General features: G+C 42.9%; 19 protein-coding genes. 13 read left to right on the forward strand and 6 right to left on the reverse strand.

Annotated features, from left to right (window positions below; genetic code table 11):
* The 6 genes from AC2VE5_RS00005 to AC2VE5_RS00030 form a co-directional block, all read left to right on the forward strand.
* Positions 1 to 408, forward strand: a 408-nt coding sequence (locus tag AC2VE5_RS00005; protein WP_486885732.1) for a transposase, incomplete at its 5' end; no start/stop codon positions are given.
* Positions 409 to 525: 117 nt separating this feature from the next.
* The gene (locus AC2VE5_RS00010; RefSeq protein WP_486885733.1) at positions 526 to 1,263 is read left to right on the forward strand and encodes a helix-turn-helix domain-containing protein; all 738 of its coding nucleotides are present in this window, start codon (positions 526 to 528) and stop codon (positions 1,261 to 1,263) included.
* Between the two features lie 86 nt (positions 1,264 to 1,349).
* Entirely contained in the window at positions 1,350 to 1,616 is a 267-nt protein-coding gene (locus AC2VE5_RS00015) for a hypothetical protein (protein WP_486885734.1), read from the forward strand.
* Entirely contained in the window at positions 1,613 to 1,954 is a 342-nt protein-coding gene (locus tag AC2VE5_RS00020) for a nuclear transport factor 2 family protein (RefSeq protein ID WP_486885735.1), read from the forward strand. Before AC2VE5_RS00015 ends, AC2VE5_RS00020 begins: the two co-directional genes overlap by 4 nt.
* Positions 1,955 to 2,022: 68 nt before the next feature.
* Positions 2,023 to 2,151, forward strand: a complete 129-nt coding sequence (locus AC2VE5_RS00025) for a hypothetical protein (protein WP_486885736.1) — start codon at positions 2,023 to 2,025, stop codon at positions 2,149 to 2,151.
* 7 nt (positions 2,152 to 2,158) lie between these two features.
* A complete protein-coding gene (locus AC2VE5_RS00030; protein WP_486885737.1) occupies positions 2,159 to 3,196 on the forward strand; it encodes an aldo/keto reductase in 1,038 nt (345 codons plus the stop codon).
* Positions 3,197 to 3,210: 14 nt separating this feature from the next.
* On the opposite strand, the gene AC2VE5_RS00035 is transcribed toward AC2VE5_RS00030, so the two are convergent.
* Positions 3,211 to 3,552, reverse strand: a complete 342-nt coding sequence (locus AC2VE5_RS00035) for a hypothetical protein (RefSeq protein WP_486885738.1) — start codon at positions 3,550 to 3,552, stop codon at positions 3,211 to 3,213.
* A gap of 262 nt (positions 3,553 to 3,814) precedes the next feature.
* Here AC2VE5_RS00035 and AC2VE5_RS00040 point away from each other — a divergent pair, with 262 nt between their 5' ends.
* Positions 3,815 to 6,226 (forward strand): GH116 family glycosyl hydrolase, encoded by a 2,412-nt coding sequence (locus AC2VE5_RS00040; RefSeq protein ID WP_486885739.1) that lies wholly within the window; start codon positions 3,815 to 3,817, stop codon positions 6,224 to 6,226.
* A 63-nt stretch (positions 6,227 to 6,289) separates the two neighbouring features.
* Here AC2VE5_RS00040 and AC2VE5_RS00045 read toward each other — a convergent pair whose 3' ends face one another.
* From AC2VE5_RS00045 to gshA, 3 genes are all read right to left on the reverse strand, one after another.
* The gene (locus tag AC2VE5_RS00045; RefSeq protein ID WP_486885740.1) at positions 6,290 to 8,635 is read right to left on the reverse strand and encodes a peptidoglycan DD-metalloendopeptidase family protein; all 2,346 of its coding nucleotides are present in this window, start codon (positions 8,633 to 8,635) and stop codon (positions 6,290 to 6,292) included.
* Between the two features lie 731 nt (positions 8,636 to 9,366).
* Entirely contained in the window at positions 9,367 to 9,828 is a 462-nt protein-coding gene (locus tag AC2VE5_RS00050; RefSeq protein ID WP_486885741.1) for a tRNA (cytidine(34)-2'-O)-methyltransferase, read from the reverse strand.
* Between the two features lie 149 nt (positions 9,829 to 9,977).
* Positions 9,978 to 11,120, reverse strand: a complete 1,143-nt coding sequence (gene gshA / locus AC2VE5_RS00055; RefSeq protein WP_486885742.1) for a glutamate--cysteine ligase — start codon at positions 11,118 to 11,120, stop codon at positions 9,978 to 9,980.
* Positions 11,121 to 11,885: 765 nt separating this feature from the next.
* On the opposite strand from gshA, the gene AC2VE5_RS00060 reads away from it, so the two are divergent.
* Positions 11,886 to 12,611 (forward strand): hypothetical protein, encoded by a 726-nt coding sequence (locus tag AC2VE5_RS00060; protein ID WP_486885743.1) that lies wholly within the window; start codon positions 11,886 to 11,888, stop codon positions 12,609 to 12,611.
* Between the two features lie 335 nt (positions 12,612 to 12,946).
* The gene (locus tag AC2VE5_RS00065; RefSeq protein WP_486885744.1) at positions 12,947 to 13,615 is read left to right on the forward strand and encodes a hypothetical protein; all 669 of its coding nucleotides are present in this window, start codon (positions 12,947 to 12,949) and stop codon (positions 13,613 to 13,615) included.
* A 102-nt stretch (positions 13,616 to 13,717) separates the two neighbouring features.
* On the opposite strand, the gene AC2VE5_RS00070 is transcribed toward AC2VE5_RS00065, so the two are convergent.
* Positions 13,718 to 14,635: a histone deacetylase family protein gene (locus AC2VE5_RS00070; protein ID WP_486885745.1), complete on the reverse strand. Its 918-nt coding sequence runs from the start codon at positions 14,633 to 14,635 to the stop codon at positions 13,718 to 13,720.
* Positions 14,636 to 14,753: 118 nt separating this feature from the next.
* Here AC2VE5_RS00070 and rnc point away from each other — a divergent pair, with 118 nt between their 5' ends.
* The gene (gene rnc / locus AC2VE5_RS00075; protein ID WP_486885746.1) at positions 14,754 to 15,476 is read left to right on the forward strand and encodes a ribonuclease III; all 723 of its coding nucleotides are present in this window, start codon (positions 14,754 to 14,756) and stop codon (positions 15,474 to 15,476) included.
* On the opposite strand, the gene AC2VE5_RS00080 is transcribed toward rnc, so the two are convergent.
* Positions 15,448 to 17,406 (reverse strand): ATP-binding protein, encoded by a 1,959-nt coding sequence (locus AC2VE5_RS00080; RefSeq protein ID WP_486885747.1) that lies wholly within the window; start codon positions 17,404 to 17,406, stop codon positions 15,448 to 15,450. The genes rnc and AC2VE5_RS00080 overlap by 29 nt on opposite strands.
* Positions 17,407 to 17,728: 322 nt before the next feature.
* Here AC2VE5_RS00080 and AC2VE5_RS00085 point away from each other — a divergent pair, with 322 nt between their 5' ends.
* From AC2VE5_RS00085 to AC2VE5_RS00095, 3 genes are all read left to right on the forward strand, one after another.
* Positions 17,729 to 18,442 carry a RibD family protein gene (locus AC2VE5_RS00085; RefSeq protein WP_486885894.1) on the forward strand — a complete coding sequence of 238 codons (714 nt, stop codon included), beginning with the start codon at positions 17,729 to 17,731 and terminating at the stop codon, positions 18,440 to 18,442.
* Between the two features lie 29 nt (positions 18,443 to 18,471).
* Positions 18,472 to 19,659: a GNAT family N-acetyltransferase gene (locus AC2VE5_RS00090; RefSeq protein WP_486885748.1), complete on the forward strand. Its 1,188-nt coding sequence runs from the start codon at positions 18,472 to 18,474 to the stop codon at positions 19,657 to 19,659.
* A gap of 427 nt (positions 19,660 to 20,086) precedes the next feature.
* Positions 20,087 to 21,715, forward strand: a complete 1,629-nt coding sequence (locus AC2VE5_RS00095) for an ammonium transporter (protein WP_486885749.1) — start codon at positions 20,087 to 20,089, stop codon at positions 21,713 to 21,715.
* Positions 21,716 to 21,817 lie beyond the last annotated feature (102 nt).

Consider the following 21,817-nt stretch of genomic DNA (forward strand, 5'->3'; position numbering starts at 1 on the left):
CAACAGGTCAGACAATATATTTACGCTTATGCTGCGGTAGCACCAGCCCTCGGCAAAATGACCTGCCTGATTCTGCCCCATGCTAATACCAAAATGATGAACTTATTTCTACAGCAAGTATCCCTAGAACTAGCTGAGTATTTTATTGTCATCCAGGTAGATCGAGCTTCTTGGCATCGGTCAAAACAGCTAAAAATTCCTGAGAACATTCGTCTAATTCATCAACCATCCTACAGCCCTCAACTAATGCCTGTAGAACATATTTGGGAAGAGATTAGAGAAAAATATTTTTACAACCATGTTTTTCCATCTTTGGACAAGGTTGAAGATGAACTTAGCTTAGGTCTATTAGAACTTTGTGCTGACCCAGACCGTCTTCGCTCTCTAACTTTCTTCCCTCCTCTATAGCTACTTTGTTAGAACGCAACTTGGTATCAACAACTTTCCTTCAATCTCAAAGCCTGTTGGGAAAACATTGAAGTTGAGTATGCTTGTCTAGAGGCGATCGGTGAATTTGATTTTGCTATGCCAACTCAGGCTATTAGCGTTGCTTTTTTACCTCACGATCGCTTAACTTGGTCAGTTGATGGACACAGCAAGTCAACTCCTCTACCAGCAGGAAGTGTATTTATTTACGGCGATCGCAATTTTGTGTGGCACAAAAGGGAACGAGCGAGCGAATACATCAATATTTTATTAGAGCCAAAGTTTTTGGCGCAAGTTGCCGAAGATAGCGGTCTATCTTCACTAATTGAACTACAACACCGCGTTATCTTTTCAGACTCTACTATTGTGCATATAGCACAATTGTTTAAATCGGAGCTTCTCAATGGTGGGATAGCAGGAAAGTTGTATGTTAAATCATTGAGAAACTTATTAGCCGTTCATCTGCTTAGAAACTACAACTTTACGGTAACAAAGCCTGTGCTGGTAGATGGAGCATTAGATACTTTCAAACTAAATAAAGTAAAAAATTTTATTGAAGACGGGCTAGCTGAAGATTTAAGTATTGCCGATATGGCTGCTATCGTGCATATGAGTCAGTTTCACTTTGCCCGTGCTTTTAAAACGGCTACAGGTACTTCACCTCATCGCTACCTAATTTTAAGACGCATAGAAAGGGCAAAGGTACTGCTAAAAGTAACAAGAATTTCTATAGCTGAAATTGCTTACGGGCTTGGGTTTGCCAATCACAGCCATTTTATTGCTCAGTTTCGTAAAGCTGTAGGTACAACGCCTAAAAGTTATCGAGATAGTTTGTAAGGTTAGCAAGATTTTGATATTTCTGGGCAAGAAATAGCTAGGAATCAGCTTCTTAATGTATTTAAGCTATAAAAAAGACAAAATCGATGGTACTTTGCCTTGGTGAACCGCTAGAAGTCATGTATCAAGGCGATCGCATCGCACGCACTACTTACTTTTTTACCCAAAAATCACTAACTATGAGCAATAAAAAATTCTCCATTAGCCGCCGTCAAGCAATCGGCGAAGGAGTTGTCGGATTAGCCGCAGTCGCAACAAGTAATAGTGCGATCGCCAATACTCAAAAACCACCAGCGCCAGCAAGCTGTAAGGCAAATACTAACGGCAAATTCCAGGGCAAGGAGATAAAGTGACTGACCAAAACGAGCGTTTACGCCACCAGCAGGTAATTCAAGATTTTCTCCGCCTGCTTGAGGAAAAAGATATTGATGCTTGGATAAAACTATGGGCAGACGACGGCGTTCAAGAAATGCCTTACTCTCCTAGTAACTTTCCCAGTAGGATTGATGGCAAAGCTGCAATCTATCGTCACTATCAAGGTTTACCCCATGCTTACAGCCGCATGACCTTTCCTGACTTCACAATCTACCCGATGCTTGACCCTAACTGGCTGCTTGCTGAGTACCGAGGGGAAATCGATATCGCCGCGACGGGTAAGGCATACAACAACCGTTACTGCGCTGACGGGTAAGGCATACAACAACCGTTACTGCGCTGACGGGTAAGGCATACAACAACCGTTACTGCGCTTTATTCCATTTGCGCGATGCTCATATCGTGCTGTTTCGGGAATATTTCAATCCCATTATTCTCAGTGAGGCTTTTAGCGATCGCACTTCACTAGGTTCTATTTTCAATTTGTCCAAGCAACAAACAACAGGAGAGTAATCTAACTATGCAATACAAACTTCTAGGTAAAAGCGGTTTAAGAGTCTCTGAACTTTGTTTAGGTACAATGACTTTTGGTGAAGATTGGGGTTGGGGAGCTTCTAAAGATGAAAGCCGTCAAATATTTGATGCTTTCGTCGCAGCAGACGGCAACTTTATTGATACTGCCAATGGTTACACTGATGGTTCTAGTGAAAAAATTGTTGGCGATTTTATTGCTTCAGATAGAGAACGATATGTTGTTGCTACTAAATATTCGTTTCCGTTACAAATGAACGATAAAGCAGGTAACCCCAATGGTAGCGGCAATCATCGCAAAAATATGATGCAGTCTCTAGAAGGCAGCCTCAAACGGCTCAATACTGACTATATCGATTTATTTTGGCTTCATGCGTGGGACTTCATGACACCGATTGAAGAAGTAATGCGAAGTCTTGATGATATGGTACGCGCCGGAAAGGTACTATATATCGGCATTTCTGATGCCCCCGCTTGGATTGTGGCGCAAGCCAATACTTTAGCGCAGTGTTATGGTTGGACACCTTTTGTAGCTTTGCAAGTTGAGTATAGTTTGGTGCAAAGAACCCCCGAAAGAGACTTATTGCCGATGGCAAAAGCTTTTGATTTAGCTGTTACGCCTTGGAGTCCTTTGGGTGGTGGCGTACTTACAGGAAAATATAACAAGCCTCAAGGGAATGGTGAGGAGCAAAGACGATTAGATGCGATTTCTGACAAGAATTTAGCTATTGCTCAAGTTGTTAGTCAAGTTGCCTCAGAAATTGGACATTCACCTTCTCAAGTTGCTCTATCATGGCTATTAGCACAAAGCGGTGTAACTATCCCTATAATTGGAGCGCGGAAATTGTCGCAGTTCCAAGATAATCTTGCTTGCCTTGATATTAAGCTTGCGCCAGAGCATCTCCAACGCCTAAATGAAGTTAGCCAAATTGAACTAGGTTTCCCTCATGACTTCCTTGGTAGCGACATGATACGCGATCGCTTATTTGGCGGCACATTTGACGCAATCAAAAATCATCGCCTCTAAGTAAAGAAGCGTTTTTAGGCGTTGCTGCGAATAGATGGCTGCTCTGTCGTTGCTTTTAGTCGAATACGCCATTTTTCGTCAAATTCTGCTAAGTCACATAGTTCTTTTGCTTTTTGTTCAGCTTCTTGAGCTAGAGATAGCAGTTCAAGTAAAATTTTCTCGTCTGGGAGTTCTTTCATAAAATTTCCAATAGCGCGATCGCGCAATCGTTCAATCTGTATTTTAACTTCTAGGACTTTTCCTAGCTCTATTGCTAGGTCTTCTCCAATTTCTAGGATTTCGGTAGTTATATTCGCAGATGAGAGGCGATTTACCGTGACTTGAATACGTCTTCTGATATTTCTACAAATAGACAAGAATTAGAAAAGGAGGCAAAAAACTGAGTTAAGACAATATTATCCCTGAAGTTGACAAGCAGAGGACGTACGAGGTTAAGTCCATCAATTGCTTGGAGATCTGTCTCATCCAACTCCTGATTGAGTCTATCAATAAGATCTTGGATTTCTGGTGGAATAGTCATGTTAGCTATAAAAAGTAGGCTACTGCGCTTCCTGTATTATTGCTATACAACAGCTACAAACCATTGGGCTTTCTGCTATGACACTGTAAGATGATGAGATGAAAAATTACCACTTACCCCAAATTCCCCCTTGTACCTGGAATCGTCCCATTGGCTTAGGATGGGACAAACCTTACACTGTCCGCAATCCCAGCAATCTCGACGATGGTTCTTGGCATGGAATGCCTCTAGGTGGCTTTGGCGCGGGGTGTATTGGGCGTTCCTCTAAAGGGGATTTTAATCTGTGGCATATTGACGGGGGAGAGCATACTTTTAAAAGTATCCCTGCTTGTCAATTTAGCGTTTTTGAGGAGCAAAGTAATTCAGCTTATGCTTTATGTACAGAACCGCCAGAGGACGGCACTTTGCAATCTTGGCAATGGTATCCAAAAGAGGCGGGTACATATCACGCTCTTTATCCTCGAAGTTGGTTTGTGTATGAAGGTGTATTTCTTTCTCAACTTACTTGCGAACAGTTTTCGCCTATATTACCGGATAATTACCAAGAAACTAGCTATCCTGTAGCTGTATTTGTCTGGAAAGCCCATAATCCTACCGATAAGCCGCTAACGCTTAGTATTATGCTGACATGGCAAAATATGGTGGGCTGGTTTACTAACTCAATTAAATCTCCGCAAGTACGAGTTAGAGATGATGGTAGTCCAGTTTATGAGTACGAGCCGCGTTTGGGGCAAAGTACGGGAAATTACAACAAATTAGTAGAAGATGTTAAGAGTTTAGGCTGCGTCTTGGGTAGAGTTGGTAGCGAAGATGTGGTGGAAGAAGGTGTAGGACAATGGGTGATCGCAACTTCCCTTAATCCAAAATATCAAGTATTCCATCATACGCGCTGGAATCCTACAGGTACGGGCGCTGATGTTTGGCAAAGCTTCTCTACCGACGGCTCTTTACCTAACTATATAGATGAAACACCAATTTCTGATGGCGAACAATTAGCAAGTGCGATCGCAATTAAATTTACTCTAGAGCCTGGCGAAAGTCTAGAAATACCATTCGTTTTAGCCTGGGATTTTCCGATTACGGAGTTTGCGCCGGGAGTAGATTATTATCGTCGCTATACAGACTTTTTTGGGCGCAACGGTCACAATGCTTGGGAAGTCGCATCCACTGCTTTGCAACAATACCAAAACTGGCAAAAGCAAGTCCAATCTTGGCAGCAACCAATTATCAATCGCCAAGATTTGCCGGACTGGTTTAAGATGGCTTTATTTAACGAGCTTTACGATTTAACCAGTGGTGGTACGCTGTGGAGTGCGGCAGATGAACGCGATCCAGTTGGACAATTTGCCGTCTTAGAATGCGTAGATTACCGTTGGTATGAAAGCTTGGATGTCCGGCTGTATGGATCGTTTGGCTTATTAATGCTGTGGTCAAAGTTAGATAAATCTATTTTACGAGCTTACGCCAGAGCAATTTCGACAAGCGATCGCACGATTAGAGAAATTGGTTACAACAAAGCTACGGGACTAAGAAAAGTTGCTAACGCGACTCCCCACGATTTAGGCGCACCAAACGAACACCCTTGGGAAAAGACTAATTACACTAGCTACCAAGATTGCAACTTATGGAAAGATTTACCTAGCGATTTTGTCTTGCAAGTCTACCGCGATTTTGTCCTTACAGGCTCTACCGATTGGGAATTATTGTGGGATTGTTGGGCAGCAATTGTCCAGACTTTAAATTATCTCAAAACTTTTGACCTTGACGGCGATGGTATCCCCGAAAATTCAGGAGCGCCCGATCAAACTTTTGACGATTGGCGCTTGCAAGGAGTTAGTGCCTACTGTGGCGGATTGTGGTTAGCGGGACTAGAAAGTGCGATCGCTATTGGCAAAACTTTAATGAGTTATCCCCCAGATCACCCGTTAGGAGAAATGCTGACTTCTCCCTTAAATCAACCGCCAATTGCTGAAACAATTGCTACCTATCAAACTTGGTTATCACAATCGCGTCCAATTTATCAAGAAAAACTTTGGAACGGACAGTATTATCGCCTCGATAGCGAAAGCGGTTCGGATGTAGTGATGGCAGATCAGTTGTGCGGGCAATTTTATGCCCGATTACTCGGCTTACCCGATATTGTAGAACGCGATCGCGCTCTTTCTAGCCTCAAAACTGTCTACGATGCTTGCTTTCTCAAATTCCACAATGGTGCTTTCGGTGCTGCTAACGGCTTAAAAATTGATGGTTCCCCAGAAAACCCTGATGCTACTCATCCTTTGGAAGTGTGGACGGGTATCAACTTTGGTATAGCAGCTTTTCTAATCCAAATGGATATGAAAGAGGAAGCATTTAAGCTTACAGAAACGGTGGTGCAACAAATTTACAACAATGGGCTGCAATTTCGTACTCCCGAAGCAATTACGGCAGTAGGAACCTTCCGAGCTTGCCACTATCTCCGTCCAATGGCAATTTGGGCAGTTTATGGGATGCTAAATAACTTCAAATAAATTGTAAGCCTGTTCCTAATATAGGAACAGGCTTACAAAACCATCTATGGAATTAAAGGCTTTCTACCTAGTTTTTGGTAACAAAGCAATAGGATTAACTGCACCTTTTCCACCAGAATGTACTTCAAAGTGGAGGTGAGGACCAGTGCTGCGTCCCGTGTTACCCATATCAGAAATGTGCTGCCCTTGCGCTACAAATTGACCGGGCTGCACCCACAGTTTGTAGTTGTGAGCATAGCGAGTCAAAGAACCGTCGGCGTGCTGGATATCAACTAAGTTGCCATATCCTCCCTTATTCCAACCAGACTTAATTACTACACCCGGTGCTGCGGCAAATATTGGCGTTCCAACAGGCGCGGCAATATCAATACCTCTGTGCATCCGTCCCCAACGGTAGCCGTATTTAGATGTCAAAGCACCCTTTGCTGGCCATATATAACCCTTCAAAGGAGCCGTGCTACTAGGCTGAGGCAGATAGTTCAAAGCTGGAGCTAAAGGTGGTAACTCTGGAGCAACTTGCCGCCCAGTGAAAGATTCCTCCAAATTATCTGCGCTCGCGGGAGCGGTCGCTACTCTGCCTCTAACTGTAGCCGGAGCCGAATAGTTTACGCGATTGACTAATTTCTTTTGCGGTATAGGCTTTAGATCTTGAAAAGTTTGAGCAACTCGGAAATCTGGATTGATAGGTTCGTCATTTAAGCTACTAGGCTTGATTGCTGCGGGTAGGCGATTACTTTTTGGAATCTGTGCTGTCACCACAGGGTTGCTGTTATTTCGAGCATAGTATTTATGCTTTAGCTTCTGTACGTCGTTTTGCAGATTCAGGACGTACTGTACTCGTAAGTCATCGAGGGCTGTTTGCTCCAATGGCTTTGCTTCTGCTACTGATTCTTCTACATTACCGCCCACACCTGTATAAGCTGAGGCTTGCGATGTTAGTACAGGTTTTTGTAGTGCCGGGGCAGTGAGGCTATTAGCCTGTGCCAATGGTTCTACTTTTACAATTGGCGGCAAAACCGCAACGTTTGCTTGGGTCTTCATGCTAGTCAAGCTTGGGAGTTTTATTTTTTGCTCTACTAGCAGCAAGTCTGGATTTGGCAAACGGTTGAAGTTAGCAATTACTGGGAGAGATAGGCGATGTGCCGATGCAATATTTGTAAGGGTATCTCCTGGCTTTACTTGATATTCTGACGTTGTGGAAGTTACTATAATTGGCTCGTTGACACTAGGTACTGCTTTTGTCGCTAGAGTAGCTTCTGCTTTAGGCACTTGGGCTGCTACTTGTTTATCAACTTCTGCTGCGGCGATTGGAGCCGTGTCTGCTGGCTGAGCTATAACTCCCTCTGGAATTACAAATACTGGTTGCAGTGTTGGTGCTACTGGTGTCCCTGCGGTGTTAGCAGGCAAAGGTTGGGCAATTTCTGCTGGAATAGTAGCTACGTTTTGGTTATCTTGCGCTGCTGTCGGCAATGTTATTGCTTCCGCAGGCAATGGTAGCGCTTCAAATTCCATGCTTTCATTGCCCGTTGCCACTACTGCTGGTGTTTCGGTAGCTAGAGGTGCTGGCAAGGTTTGTTCTGTTGAGCCAATTTCTGGGGCTGACAACTCTACTGGCGGCTGGCTGGTTGCTGGTACAGCTAAATTAGCGCTGATAGGTGCTTGTACTGTTTCTTTGTTTGCCGACGCAGGATTTTCTTGATTTCTTAACCTGTCTACTAGCAGCCTTTGTTTTGCTGTCCAACCACTATTATTTGCCTCTGAACTTGCAACTTCCAGGGGACTGGAATTGATAGCTACTGGAGTAGAAGCAGTTTCTAATGCTTGATTTTGGGCTATCTCAGCTTTTTCATTAGCTTCCGTCGATAGCGTTACCTCGTTAGTTGCTAGCTGTTGATGCTCTAAGGCGGTTGTTTGTTGGTGCTGCTTTAGTAAAGCTCTTACATCCTGCTTTACAACTGGTGTTTGCGTCGCTACTTGACTAGATAGCTGGGTTTCAGGAGTAGAGTTTATTTCTGGTGCGCTGGGTTGAATTATTAAAGTCGGCGGATTGTAAGTCGGTATAACAACTTTCTTGGCTATTAGCTGTTTAGCTATACCTCGTGTAGGTGCAGCGCTCAACGGATTGGGTGTTACTACCGCAGGTACTGGCGTTGCTGGGGGTAATAGCACCGTTTCTGGGGCAGAGTCCTGAATAGGCGTTAATCCGTTGCTAATACTCTCTGGTACTTGGGCTGCTTGTACCAGCAGAAGGTTTGGCGTTCCTATGGATACCGTCAAGCCAATCATTGCCGCCGAAGTCCGAAATATCCGACATTTTACTTTTGGCTGTGGCTGTAATTGTCTTTCCAGTGCCTCTCTGTCGATTGCACAAGGCAAACTTTTAACCTTTTTAGTCCATGCTCGTTTCAAAAACGACCTCCTAGAAACATGCTCTGCTTGACTACTTTTGATTTATTTAATCAATTATGGTCTTGCATTAACAACACTATAATTTTCTTTTCGCCCTCATCCAACAGACATAATTTGATTCATAGTCTTGCGGATAATTTAATTTACACAAGTTTACACTACTTTGGGAACTTTTCAATATCTGAGCATTTTGCTAGCAAACATTGATTGTTGGTTATAAAGTAATCTGTGCCATCTCTAAGCCAAACAAATGAAGAATTTAAAGTAAGCGATCGCGCACAATGGCAGATCTACATAATTTTCTCGATTTAGCATAGGCTAAGTCGCTGACAGTCGCAAAGAATAATTAGATTTTTGTAACATAACCTCACGTTCAACGTGCTTTGATTAATTGAAATACAGCCTCAAAATTTAGCTAATTACTTCAATAAAAACAAGGGCAGCGAGGAGATTCTTTATTTACCTCCACAAAATATTTTTTAGCTATCAATTCACTGCAACCTAGCTCTATGACTGCTTTGCAAGCTCTTCAATTGGCTCAATTAGGAGCGTAAAAGTTGCGCTCAAGTTGCAGTCAACTCTCTCAAATATCATAGGAATTTCTTATAGCTGATTTGCCTGCTAAATTTTTCCTTTGAATTACTTAAAAGCAGAGATAAGTGAGAGTTTTGGCAAATACAACTAAACTTAAAGACATTATTTTCGCCGTAAAATTACGGATAAATTTGCAATTATTTTAGTAAGCGCAGTTGGCGACAAGCTTCAAATAAACCGACAGCAACACTTACGGATAGGTTTAAACTCCTTACTCCTGGCTGGCTCATAGGAATGTATGCTGTGGTGCTGCAAGAAGTTAAAACTGTTGGCGGCAATCCCGTAGTTTCACTGCCAAATAGAAGCCAATCATCCTGTTGATATTGGATGTCTAAATAACTACATTTGCCCGCAACACTAAAACCAATTGTGCGCCCTCCTTGCTGCTGCTGGTAAGCTTTGAAAGCAGCAATTGATTCGTGACAGTGCAAATCTACATAGGGCCAGTAGTCTAGTCCTGCACGTTTGAGGTAGCGATCGCTAATTTCAAATCCTAGAGGTGCGACTAAGTGTAGCTTGGTACAGGTAGCAGCGCAGGTGCGGGCAATATTGCCTGTATTCGGGGGAATTTGGGGGTTAATTAAGACAACTTCAGGCATTTACGCTTGTATTGCACCAGAAAAACGAGTTGTTGGGCAATATCATAGTTTAATAAAGCCTATGATTTTTACATAGGTTTTATTAATAGTTGGTACTAATCAATTAGATATTTTGCTTTGGGAATATACTTTGGAAGTTTTTGGACAATTTAAGCAAGCAAAGACGGACATAGTTTGTCTTCTAACTCTAATTCTTGTTCTGCCATAGCCGCCTGAGCATAGGTAATAACTTGCCTAGGATCGAAGCCGCAAGAATTTAGTCTCAGCCATTGCTCGGCTTCATTACCTTCGCGGAGAATTTTTACTAAGGGTGAGAGAAAACAGCTAAAACCTTTTTGCTTGGCGAAGTCCCATACTTGCGAGTAAATTTCTTCAATCCAATCTCTAGCTACAATATTTCTACCATCTTGCCAGTGAGTTAACCGAGCATCTAAGCTCTGAGCCGCCGCCAATTCTTCGTTATTTTTGGTTACTTCTACTAAACTTGCGGGCGAGAAGGTGCTGCTAACAAGCGGATCTAATTCGTCGGGATGGGAGAGCAACTGCCAAAGACGAGCTTCAATAAAAGCAGTAATTGCTAGTAAGGAAATTGGATTAGTGACTAAATCGCAAATTCTTAGCTCTAGACGATTGAGATCGTAAGGACGGCGATCACCATTTGGTCGCACGGAAGTCCACAAATGGCGGACATTTTGCATTGTTCCGGCGGCGAGTTGGTTTTCTACCCATTCAATATGATGGGCATGGCTTGTAAATAAGGGGACATCGGTGGGAGTTTGGGGGAATAATCCCCAACGAGTAGAGTGATACCCAGTAACTTTGCTATCTAAAAATGGTGAAGAAGCGCTAAGAGCAAGATATAAAGGTGCTTCCACCCGGACAAGACGACACGCCTGCATGAGTAATTCCGGATCGTCAATACCAATATTTATATGGACGCTAGCGGTAACAACTTTAGTACCGTAAGTCTGCTCAATATAGTCGTGGTAGGGGTTGTGAGGATCAGATCTGTAAAAAGTGTCGCTGCCACCCAATGATAAGGTACTGCCAGGAATGAGCGTGTAATCTCCTAAGCGCTGCAAATACTTTCGCAACCGTTGCCGAGGTAGCACTAGGTCGCATAAGAGCTTTTCGTATTGACTAGAGGGCTGGGTGATATATTCCACATTGCGGCTATCTGGTTCGCGCATATACCCATCAACAGATGCCACGATTTGGTCGGAAAGACCAACAATATCGCCTTGAGGCGTTCCCGTATACATCTCTATTTCAAAGCCCTTTGATAGCAGCACAGATTTTTCCTCGGCAGTTTTAAAAAATTGTATCCAGCAAAACAAAATGCTTCATCTGTCTTCAGAATAAGAGCCTAGTCTAGGGTGGCGATATTCTAGTAATTGCTTTGTTTTCGCTCCTTACACCGTCAAGCTTACAAAGGCGGAAATTTATTTGCCGCTAAGTCTAAGCTAATTGCAGCATTCACCTAATCCGTTTTTTTGGCTGATAATGTTCGATTTTATCATTTATCCCTACCATCGTGATCGCGTTTCAGTATTGTCTTTTGCTTATTTAACTCCAACTAGGCAATTAATCGCAAATACCTAGTTTTAACTAGATAATTAGCCAAATTTACAACTCGGTTGAGATTTTATCCGTTTATTAGCCATTTTCACCTTTTATCACTTATTTCCTACTTTTTGAAATAACAGTAATGTTCTGCTCAATAACAATTGATAGGAAAAAATATCCCAGCTTTATTTGATAAAAAATATTTTACTTAAGTCAGAGCGAATAAATTACAACTAAAGAAAGACTACGAATTTAGTGATGTACACCTTTAGTCTAGTGAAGGTGGCGGTCGGCAATTGTTAGATTACTGATAAGCAGCAGGATATAAAAGTAGCAAGCTTAAAGTAAATTCGAGGTTGCCTCAAATATTTAAGTCTTTGCAAAGTAGCTAATTAATAGGTGCTAATACTTGTATTTTTTACAGTCTTGCTCAGTCAGTAATTTTACTTTGCAAACATTCAATTTATTTACAAATCAAGGAGATCGTTGTTATGAATTTAGATCCACAAACAGTTTTTAATCAGCAAGATGAAAACATTGGTAACGTTCCAGTAGGACAATTTTATATCCGGGCAGTCGGTAGAAGTACAAATACCGAAACACCTAAAAATGAAAATATTAATGGCAATTCAACTCCTGGAGAAAAAGCTTCTAACAATAAGCCTCAATCCAACGAGCAAAAAGGCAATAATAACTTAAATAAAGTTTTACTTGGCGGGCTTCTTGGAGCTACTTTAGGTACATTAGCGGCTGCTTTGGCTAATAAAAAAACGGCTCAAGGTGCTAATCTTGCTGCCAAAGGTGTTGGCGACGCGGTGAAGAGTGTAGGGGAAGGTGTTAACGTCGCTGCTAAAGGCGTTGGTGATGCAGCGAAAACCGTAGCCGAAGGTGTTAACCAAGGCTTAGTAAGTCCAGTGGTAGATGCGCTAAAAAATACCGCAGAGGGTACTAAAAAATCCCTAGGAAACGCAGCAGATCAGCTAAAGCAAACTGCTGAGTATATTAATCCTGCTGACCAAGAATTTGAACCCCAAACAACTTACGTTTTAATTCCTGTAGAAAAAGAACGAATTATTGAGCGCACAATCATTGTAGAACCCGCAATGCCCGAAGAATCTGAGGAAAGTAGTTTAATGCCTGACGAATTGAATCAGCAAAGCCAAGATACTTACCAAACAGATCAATTCAACGAGCAAGCATCTGATTTTCAGGAGTAAGTTTATCTAAGGAAACGTTATTGATACTAAACCTAGAAAGAAACGTTTCCCTTTTGACTTAAAGATTTCTTGTAGTGGCAAGTGCGTGGAAAAGTAAGCAGTTGCTTCCTAAGCTAAGTAAATTCAACTCCACGCCTTGCAACTAAGTTAAAAGCTACAAAAGGTTGGCATAAATTGCTCAATTTAAACTATATCTGCTTACAGGCTTACAAGAGTCAGTAATCAAAAAGTTATAAAGTGCAATTTGTTTAGCTAAAAAATGCCTGTGAAAAACAACAGGTATTGTCTTTATTTGACAATACTTAATCAGTTTTAGTCCCAAGGAGATAATTAAAATGAGCGATCGCGTTTCGATAGATAAAGACGAAACTATGAATACAATTACAGAAGAGCAGACCGCTCCTCAAGATAGTGTAGAAGTAGATACAAATAAGGGTTATAACGTAGCAGCTATTGGAGTTGGAGCAGTTTTTGGGGCTTTGATGGGCGCAGCGGCGGCGGCTTTTGCTAGTAAAATTACTGTTGAAAGCGTAAACAATACCGTAAAAGGTGTTGGCGATGCTGTTAAAGGTGCAGCCGAAGGCGTGAATGCCACCGTTAAAGGTGTAGGAAGTGCCGTCAAGAATGTAGCTGAAAATGTAGACTATACACTCAAAGACGTTGGCACGAGTGTCAAGGGTACGGCGGACGAAGTTAACCAAAACTTGAAAGGTACAGTAGACGTTGTTAAGAGTACCGCTCAAAACGTTAATTACACCGTTAAAGGGACAGCCGACGTAATTAAAACGGCTGGTGAAAGTATAAGCCAGAATGTAAAAAGTACGGTGGATGCTGTCAGCGAACCTATATCAGGAGCAGAAAATGAACAGACTGCTACGCAACAGCCAAGCGACACTCAAACTGCCTACATTTTAGTGCCAGTAGACAAAGATAAATATGTTATTCAGAATAATCCTATGGCTGGTGGGATGCCAACAACTCCCAAGCAAGTAAATATTCAGTAAGGATTAATTTCTCAAAGCCGGAATACTGTCTAAATCAAAGGGTATGGAATCGCCATACCTTTTGCTATGGGAAAAAATAAAGCAAATATTGGTCAAAATTGTTTATAGGTTGTATTGACGATAAATTTGACTAGCGGCGCGGTGCAGCAAAGAGTGACGATATACTAGGCTACTAAGATCGTCAGCATAACCGCCACCAATTACACACGCCACTGGGTATCTAGCAGCAATGCAGGTACTTAGAACTTGCATTTCCCGACGAAAAATGCCCGTGTCGGTAAGGGCTAATTTACCCAAGCGATCGCCTATATGAGTATCTACCCCGGCATCGTATAAAATTAAATTGGGCTTCACTTGATTTAGGACATCTGATAAGTGACTTGCCAAAGTTTGTAAATAATCCTCATCTTCCATTCCCACCGGAAGCGGAATATCTAAATCGCTGACTTGTTTAGTACCAGGAAAATTAACCTCGCAGTGCATAGAAAAAGTAAAAACGCTGTTGTCGTTTTGAAAAATAAACGCCGTACCATCCCCTTGATGCACGTCTAAGTCAACAATTAAGATTTTGCGGGCAAGATTGAGGTGTTGAATAACGCGCGAGGCGATCGCTAAATCGTTAAAAATACAAAAACCCGATCCGTAACTCGGAAAAGCATGATGAGTACCCCCCGCCGTATTGCAAGCCAAACCATATTTGAGGGCGAGTTGGGCGGTAAAAATTGTTCCCCCTACGGCGGTGCAAGTCCGTTTAACCAATGCTGGACTCCAGGGTAAGCCAATCCGACGCTGGGCTTTAGCATCTAAGGTTCCTTGGAGGTAAGCTTGCACGTATTCGGAGGTATGAACTAGCTCTAACCATTGCTGGCAGGGAGTTTCTGGCAGAAAAAATTGCGATGGACGGGCGACTTCATCCTTTAATAATAGTTCGTACAGTTGCCGAAACTTGGGCATGGGAAAACGGTGCTGTTCTGGCAGAGGTACAACATAATCGGGATGATAAATTAGCGGTAAATCCATAAAGATCGGGGTTTAGAGCAAAGGAAAATGCGACTTCTTTAATTACTTTTCCAGCAAATCAATCAAACTGTGCCAATAATATAGACAATTTGCTCAAACTTGCTGCTAAACAATTTCCATGTCGAACTTTTTGAGTTATCCGCGTCGCCAAAAGCAATTAGCAAAATTGCTCCAAATATTCGGACTTCCAGCAAAAGCTCCGGTAAACTGGCAATTGTTGGATTTGGCGCTGACTCATCCAAGCGTGTCGGCGGAGGCAAATTACGAACAGTTGGAATTTGTGGGTGACGCGGTGGTGCGGCTTGTAGCAGCAGAAGTATTGTGGGAAGTTTACCCAGATTGGAAAGTGGGGGAGTTTGCGGCGATTCGTTCGGTACTGGTAAGCGATCGCATTTTGGCTTCTTTGGCAACTCATTATGGCATCGAACCCTACTTGCTAGTAACAAGTAGTGACAAGGAGGGTCAACAGTCAAGGTTAGCAGATGCTTTTGAAGCCGTATTAGGTGCGTTTTACCTCAGCACTCACACTTTAGAACTAATTAGACCTTGGCTCGATCCGCACTTTATACAATTAGCCACAGAAATTCGCAGCGATCCAGCGCGGCTCAATTACAAAGCTGCCTTGCAAGAATGGACTCAGGGTCACTTTAAAGTATTACCAGAGTATCGGGTGGTAGAAAATACGCTACAGCACCGCCCGGAAAGCGCAGAGGAGCGATTTACTGCTGAAGTTTGGCTGCAAGATCGGCACCTTGGTCAAGGGAAGGGACGCTCGATTAAAGCCGCAGAACAGGCTGCGGCTCAAGTAGCATTTATGGCATTGAGCCAGCAGGGGGAGTAGCCGCTAAAAAAGTTGTGCCTAGCACTGGCAAGTCTTGGGGCGGTTCCAAAACATTGACTACAGGTAAAGCAATCGCTACTGTTGTACCTCGGTCAAGACCTGCACTACACAACATAATACTGCCGCCCATTAGTTCCACTAGATTTTTTGAAATAGCAAGTCCTAACCCCGTACCGCCAAATTTTCGCGTTGTTGTGCCATCAGCCATCCCAAAGGGGCGAAAGAGTTTGTGTTGCTGCGATGGATTGATACCTATGCCTGTATCCTCAACAATTATTGCTACCCGCAAATTGTTGCTATTTGCCTCAGTTTCAATTTGGGTTTTGATAGTGATACTGCCAATTTCGGTGAATTTTACAGCATTGCCAATGATATTGATGAGTATTTGCTTCAACTTAGCGCGATCGCCTCTAACTACAATTGGTTCGGTGGTTCTAGTTGCGATTAGTTCCAAGTTTTTTTGTTGAATATGAAGTGCTTGCAAACTAATTACTTCTTGCAATACTTCCTCCAAGTTGAGAGTTTCGATTGCTAAAGAAAGCTTGCCAGATTCAATTTTGGCAATGTCGAGTAAGTCGTTGATAATGCCCAATAAATGAATTGCTGCGCCTTCTGCCCGTTCTAAAAATTCCTCTTCTTCTTCCGTGTCGTCGCAGCAGTCATCTCGAACTAAACGAATGCAATTGATAATAGCGTTGAGGGGGTTTCGCAGTTCGTGAGAAGTGGTTGCCAAAAAATTACTTTTACTCTCGTTGGCGGCTTTCGCTTCTTGCCAAGCTATTTCTATGGCTTCTGCGGACATTTTTAGCCGTTCTACCATCCGATCTAGAGCCGCCGCTAACTGATTAAACTCCTTAATTTTAAAATTATGGGGCATCCGTTTGACTTCATGGTGATTTTGCAGCTTGAGGGCGTAGTCTCGTAGTTGCTCTAGGGGTTCTGCTAGTTCCCGTGCTAGACGCAAGGCGGTGAACAAGCTGGCACTTAGCAAGCTCAAAGTTAGTAAAAATAAAATTAATTTGATTTCTTCCAAACCCATTAACGCCGTGCTTTGGGGCGTTACGGCAAGTACAATCCAGTGCTGCCCTAACTCCTGAGTAATCGGACTATCAATGGCGCGATAGCTTGCTAGTAGAGGTACGCCCTTGTGGGTAAAAAATAAATTTTTGAAGCCATTTTCTTGTTGAGACGCATTCCTAATTATTTTTTTCCATTGCTGAGGATCTATCTCTTGACTAATATTTCCTCCTACCCGCTCAGTTAGTGGATGGGCGATAATAGTACCATTTTCAGCAATTATTACGGTGGAATCTGCCAACGATCTCAAATCGGACTCGCGAGTAATGCCTTGTAATCGTTGACTGTTTAACATCGCTTGCATTTTCAAAACATAACGCTGCCGAAGCGCATTATTGTATACAGGCGTAGATAGTAGTAGCTGCAATTGTTTGTTGGCAGGCGCTAAAGTCGTAAATACAGATTTAATCTCAACACTTTGCGGCTTTGGGGGCAAACTTGCTTGTACTTGCGATCGCAAGTTTGCTTCTAAGACTGAATCACCCTCGTTGCAGGTACTAGCAATTAGTCTATCTTCTGGAAAGCTCGTCAGTTGAAGGCACTTAATCGTATTAGTTGGGAACTGCAGATTGAACTTTGCCAAAAATTGTTTGATCGCAGTCGGCGAACCTGACTGGAGTGCTGTACTTTGACTTGCTAACAGCATTTTTGATTGCATGGTAGCGATTTGTTCGACGACTTGTTCGCTTTTGCGGACGGCACTGACATTGAGATGCTGGCGCGATGTTTCTAGCATACTAGAGCGGACTTTGCGGAATGCTACCGCTTCACCGATCAACAAAACTGGTACGCTCAAAAGCAATATTCTCGACAGCAAAATGCGGCGAAACGAGGATTGATTGAGCTTAACCATATGACAATGTCCTCAAGGAAAGACAAACCCTAAAAATATTTACGAGCGTAGTAATAACATCAGTTTTTTTTGACTTCCTCACGATCTGAGATTGTAAGAGCAAAATTTTTCTAGATTTTGGATATTTTTGATACCTACAGTTTAAATGCTTGATTCTCCAGACCAATTTAAGAAATACCTTTGTTAAGTGGCAATACTTATAAATAAATTCCGACTTTAGATTGTATAAATAGTCGTCTCACCCGTCATAGTATCCTGCTCTCTCTTAAAAAGCTGTTATCTATGTACAAGTGTCTTCTCAACTAATTACTAAGTAGGCATGATGATACCACCAGAAAATCGTCCTTATACTACCGTAGTTTTGGCAATGAGTGCCGATGGCAAAATTGCTGAGGAGGAGAAGTCGCCTGCGCGGTTTTCTTCCCCAGCCGACAAAGCTCACTTAGAGGAGCAAGTTGCCGCCGCCGATGCCGTTTTGTTCGGTGCGGGTACGCTCCGAGCTTACGGCTCCACTATACGTGTCGTTGAGCCACAACTTATACAACAAAGATACCAACAATTGTTACCGCCGCAACCAATTCAAATTGTTGTTTCTGGCAGTGCCAATCTCGATCGCCAATGGCGCTTTTTTCGCCAACCTGTACCTCGGTATTTATTAACTACAAGCTACGGCGCAAAGTTATGGCACAATCAGCCGGAATTTGACCGAATTATTGTCTGCGAAACAGTTGCTAAAAGTCGGATTGATTGGATTAATGCCCTGCAACAACTATCTGCAATGGGTTTAAAGCGTTTGGCAGTATTGGGTGGTGGTGAGGTGGTAGCTGCGATGTTGGCTGCCGACTTGATTGATGAATTGTGGCTAACGGTTTGTCCGTTGCTTCTAGGGGGCATTAATGCACCCAGTCCTGTAGACGGGAAAGGATTTACTGAAGCCGTTGCACCGCGCTTAAAACTATTATCAGCAAAAGTAATTGCTTCGGAAGTTTTTTTGCATTATCGCCGCCAACGCGGGGACGATTTGAGTACGCTGTAGAAGTAGCCTTGCTGTCATAGATTTTTTGTATGGTCAAATCGATTCAGCCTAGTTATAAAGTTGCTTGGATTAACAAGATTGCGGAAGTCCCACAAGCGGCGTGGGATGCCCTCGCTATGCCTCTCAAAACGCCTTTTTTAGAGTGGGAATGGTTAAATAATTTAGAAAGCTCTGGGAGTGCCATACCGCAGGCTGGTTGGTTGCCGAATCATTTAACTATTTGGCGCGATCGCCAATTAATCGCCGCAGCACCTATGTACCTTAAGGGGCATAGCTACGGCGAATTTATTTTTGACCAACAGTGGGCAGAAGTATCGCAACGCATTGGGGTGGAGTATTACCCAAAATTACTCGGAATGTCGCCCTTTACGCCTGCTGAAGGCTATCGATTTTTGATTGCGCCGGGAGAAGATGAGGACGAGATTACCGGGTTGATGGTGGGGGCGATCGATTACTTTTGCGATCGCCAAGGCATTTCAGGCTGTCATTTTCTCTATGTCGATCCCCAATGGAAACCTGTATTAGAGCGGCATGGTTTTACGGCTTGGCTGCACCATAGCTCGATTTGGCAAAATCAAGAATTTCAAACCTTTGATGATTATTTGAAAATGTTCAACGCCAATCAGCGCCGCAATATCAAGCGCGAACGCAAAGTTGTCGAAAAAGCTGGTTTGCAGTTGCAAGTATTAACGGGCGATGAAATCCCTAAGTCCTTGTTTCCGCTCATGTATAGCTTTTACGCCGATACTTGCGACAAGTTTGGCTGGTGGGGAAGTAAGTATTTAACTAAGGGATTTTTTGAGCAGCTACACGCCAATTATCGACATCGGGTGGTATTTGTAGCCGCTTATAACCAGTTGGATAAGCGCCAACCGATGGGAATGTCTTTTTGCTTGACTAAAGGCGATCGCCTTTACGGACGCTACTGGGGTAGTTTTCAAGATATTGATTGCTTGCACTTTGATGCTTGCTATTACGCGCCGATCGAGTGGGCAATTAGTCGAAAAATTCAAACTTTTGACCCCGGTGCGGGTGGCAGACACAAAAAACGGCGAGGTTTTCCGGCAAGCCCCAATCACAGTTTGCACCGCTTCTACAATCGCCGATTGACTCAAATATTATTGCCTTATATCAAAGAGGTAAACCTGATGGAACACAAAGAAATTGAGGCAATTAATCAAAACTTACCTTTTAACCCAAATAGCGAATGTACATAAAAAATTGCCTGAATAATTTTATTCAGGCAACGGCTAACTTGCTTTCCATATCTAAGCTATTGCAGATTATTTAGATCGAAAACAGTATATTTTCGGTGACATAATTTATTTGTTGACGAGAGATTAAGTGTAAATACTGGATTATTTGCAAACAACTAAAGCATAAATTTATCAAATACCTCCGTTTCGCGATCGCATTCAAATATTTGTAATCTTTTATACAGAAATTATGCTTTTCTTGATACAAGATTAACTACTCAAAAGGTGTTAACAACACATTTTAGTTTTAGTCAAAGGACAAGTTACTTTAGGCTTATCTATTGCCCTTGGGTGACTTTTTCGAGGGCTAAAGCTCGATGTTGTTAGAAGTTAAGATTTTACCAGCTTATTAAGTATTTACTAATTTAAGTAAGGATCGTTGCGACGGATGAAGGTAAGACTCACGCACAAGCACAAGTTGAAAAACAAGAAAAGGCGACCATACGGGTATTCAAAGTCGCGCTTTAACAAAGGTATCCCGATTTTAGCTCAGTTAGAGCGGGCAATTAAACAATTAACTCCTAGTTGGCAAGCCTGCATTCCTCTAGCAATCTTGATTGTGCTGGTATGGGGTTACGCAGCAGTTGCCCAAGAGGCACCGCCTGCAACTACTGACAAGGTAACGCAAGACTTGCAAAGCTTGAGGGTAGGGATAGACACATTGTGGGTGTCGATCGCTGCCTTTTTGGTATTTTTTATGAATGCTGGTTTCTGTATGCTAGAAACTGGGTTCTGCCGTCAGAAAAACGCCGTTAACGTTCTGGCGAAAAATTTGATCGTATTTGCGCTATCTACCGTAGCATTTTGGGCGATTGGTTTTGGCTTAATGTTCGGTGATGGCAATCCATTCTTTGGTACCAATGGCTGGTTCTTAAGTGGAGCGGACAACAGCCCCGCTACTGGAGATGCCTATCAAGGTGTTTTTAGCGCTCTAAATTGGACAGGCGTACCCCTAGGAGCAAAGTTTTTATTTCAGTTAGTGTTTGCCGGAACTGCCGCAACAATTGTTTCTGGCGCTGTTGCCGAACGCATTAAACTTGTTTGCTTTTTAATCTTTAGTCTTTTACTTGTCGGTATTGCCTACCCAATTACAGGACATTGGATTTGGGGTGGTGGCTGGCTAGCAAAAGCTGGATTTTGGGACTTTGCCGGATCGACGGTGGTTCACGCCGTTGGTGGTTGGGCAGCTTTGATGGGTGCAGCCTTATTAGGACCTCGCTTAGGCAAATATCAAAATAGAGAGTCGGTAGCAATGCCAGGACATAATATGAGCATTGCCACTTTGGGCGCTTTGATCCTTTGGCTAGGATGGTTTGGGTTTAATCCTGGTTCAACAATGTCCGTAAATCCAAGTATTGCCCATATTGCTTTAACAACGAACTTAGCAGGATCTTTAGGTGGTATTGCTGCTACAGTCACAGCTTGGTTATATCTTGGCAAGCCTGACTTGTCGATGATTATCAATGGGATCTTGGCAGGCTTAGTCGGGATTACAGCAAGTTGTGCTTTTGTTAGCTTGCATTGGGCAGCAGTAATTGGGGCGATCGCGGGAGTAATTGTCGTCTTTTCTGTTACCTTCTTTGACAGAATCAAAATTGACGACCCTGTAGGTGCAACCTCCGTTCACTTAGTTTGTGGCATTTGGGGAACCCTGGCGGTAGGTTTATTTGCCGAAGGACCTGCTGGGGCTTTGAATCTATATGGAGAAGGTTTAGGACCAATCAGGGGCTTACTATTGGGTGGTGGTTTTCAGCAAGTTTGGTCGCAAGTTATCGGTATTGTCTCGGTAGGCGGCTTTACTGTTCTCCTAAGTACAATTTTCTGGTTGGCACTCAAGGCTACCTTGGGTATTCGCGTGACTGCGGAAGAAGAATTTCAAGGCTTGGATATTAGCGAACATGGCATGGAAGCATACAGTGGGTTCCTCAAAGAAGCCGATGCTACTGGGCTTTATGAAACTGATACTCATGGGAATATAACCAAGCGACCGGGAGATTTATCTAGCAAGTCATACTAGGCAATAGCGGAACGTTTTGGGTGAGGCTCTTTCTGTTAGTGGCTCAACTTAAAAACCTGCCCATAAACTTACAAGCTTACGGGCAGGTTCGCTCTTTCCATA

Source organism: Aliterella sp. E5.1 (assembly GCF_057473825.1).

Bases quoted from the DNA above. Each gene is read 5' to 3' on its own strand.
- AC2VE5_RS00010 (WP_486885733.1), top strand. From the start codon at position 526: ATGCCAACTCAGGCTATTAGCGTTGCTTTTTTACCTCACGATCGCTTA.
- AC2VE5_RS00015 (WP_486885734.1), top strand. From the start codon at position 1,350: ATGGTACTTTGCCTTGGTGAACCGCTAGAAGTCATGTATCAAGGCGAT.
- AC2VE5_RS00030 (WP_486885737.1), top strand. From the start codon at position 2,159: ATGCAATACAAACTTCTAGGTAAAAGCGGTTTAAGAGTCTCTGAACTT.
- AC2VE5_RS00040 (WP_486885739.1), top strand. From the start codon at position 3,815: ATGAAAAATTACCACTTACCCCAAATTCCCCCTTGTACCTGGAATCGT.
- AC2VE5_RS00050 (WP_486885741.1), bottom strand. From the start codon at position 9,828: ATGCCTGAAGTTGTCTTAATTAACCCCCAAATTCCCCCGAATACAGGC.
- AC2VE5_RS00060 (WP_486885743.1), top strand. From the start codon at position 11,886: ATGAATTTAGATCCACAAACAGTTTTTAATCAGCAAGATGAAAACATT.
- AC2VE5_RS00065 (WP_486885744.1), top strand. From the start codon at position 12,947: ATGAGCGATCGCGTTTCGATAGATAAAGACGAAACTATGAATACAATT.
- AC2VE5_RS00070 (WP_486885745.1), bottom strand. From the start codon at position 14,635: ATGGATTTACCGCTAATTTATCATCCCGATTATGTTGTACCTCTGCCA.
- rnc (WP_486885746.1), top strand. From the start codon at position 14,754: ATGTCGAACTTTTTGAGTTATCCGCGTCGCCAAAAGCAATTAGCAAAA.
- AC2VE5_RS00080 (WP_486885747.1), bottom strand. From the start codon at position 17,406: ATGGTTAAGCTCAATCAATCCTCGTTTCGCCGCATTTTGCTGTCGAGA.
- AC2VE5_RS00085 (WP_486885894.1), top strand. From the start codon at position 17,729: ATGATACCACCAGAAAATCGTCCTTATACTACCGTAGTTTTGGCAATG.
- AC2VE5_RS00090 (WP_486885748.1), top strand. From the start codon at position 18,472: ATGGTCAAATCGATTCAGCCTAGTTATAAAGTTGCTTGGATTAACAAG.
- AC2VE5_RS00095 (WP_486885749.1), top strand. From the start codon at position 20,087: ATGAAGGTAAGACTCACGCACAAGCACAAGTTGAAAAACAAGAAAAGG.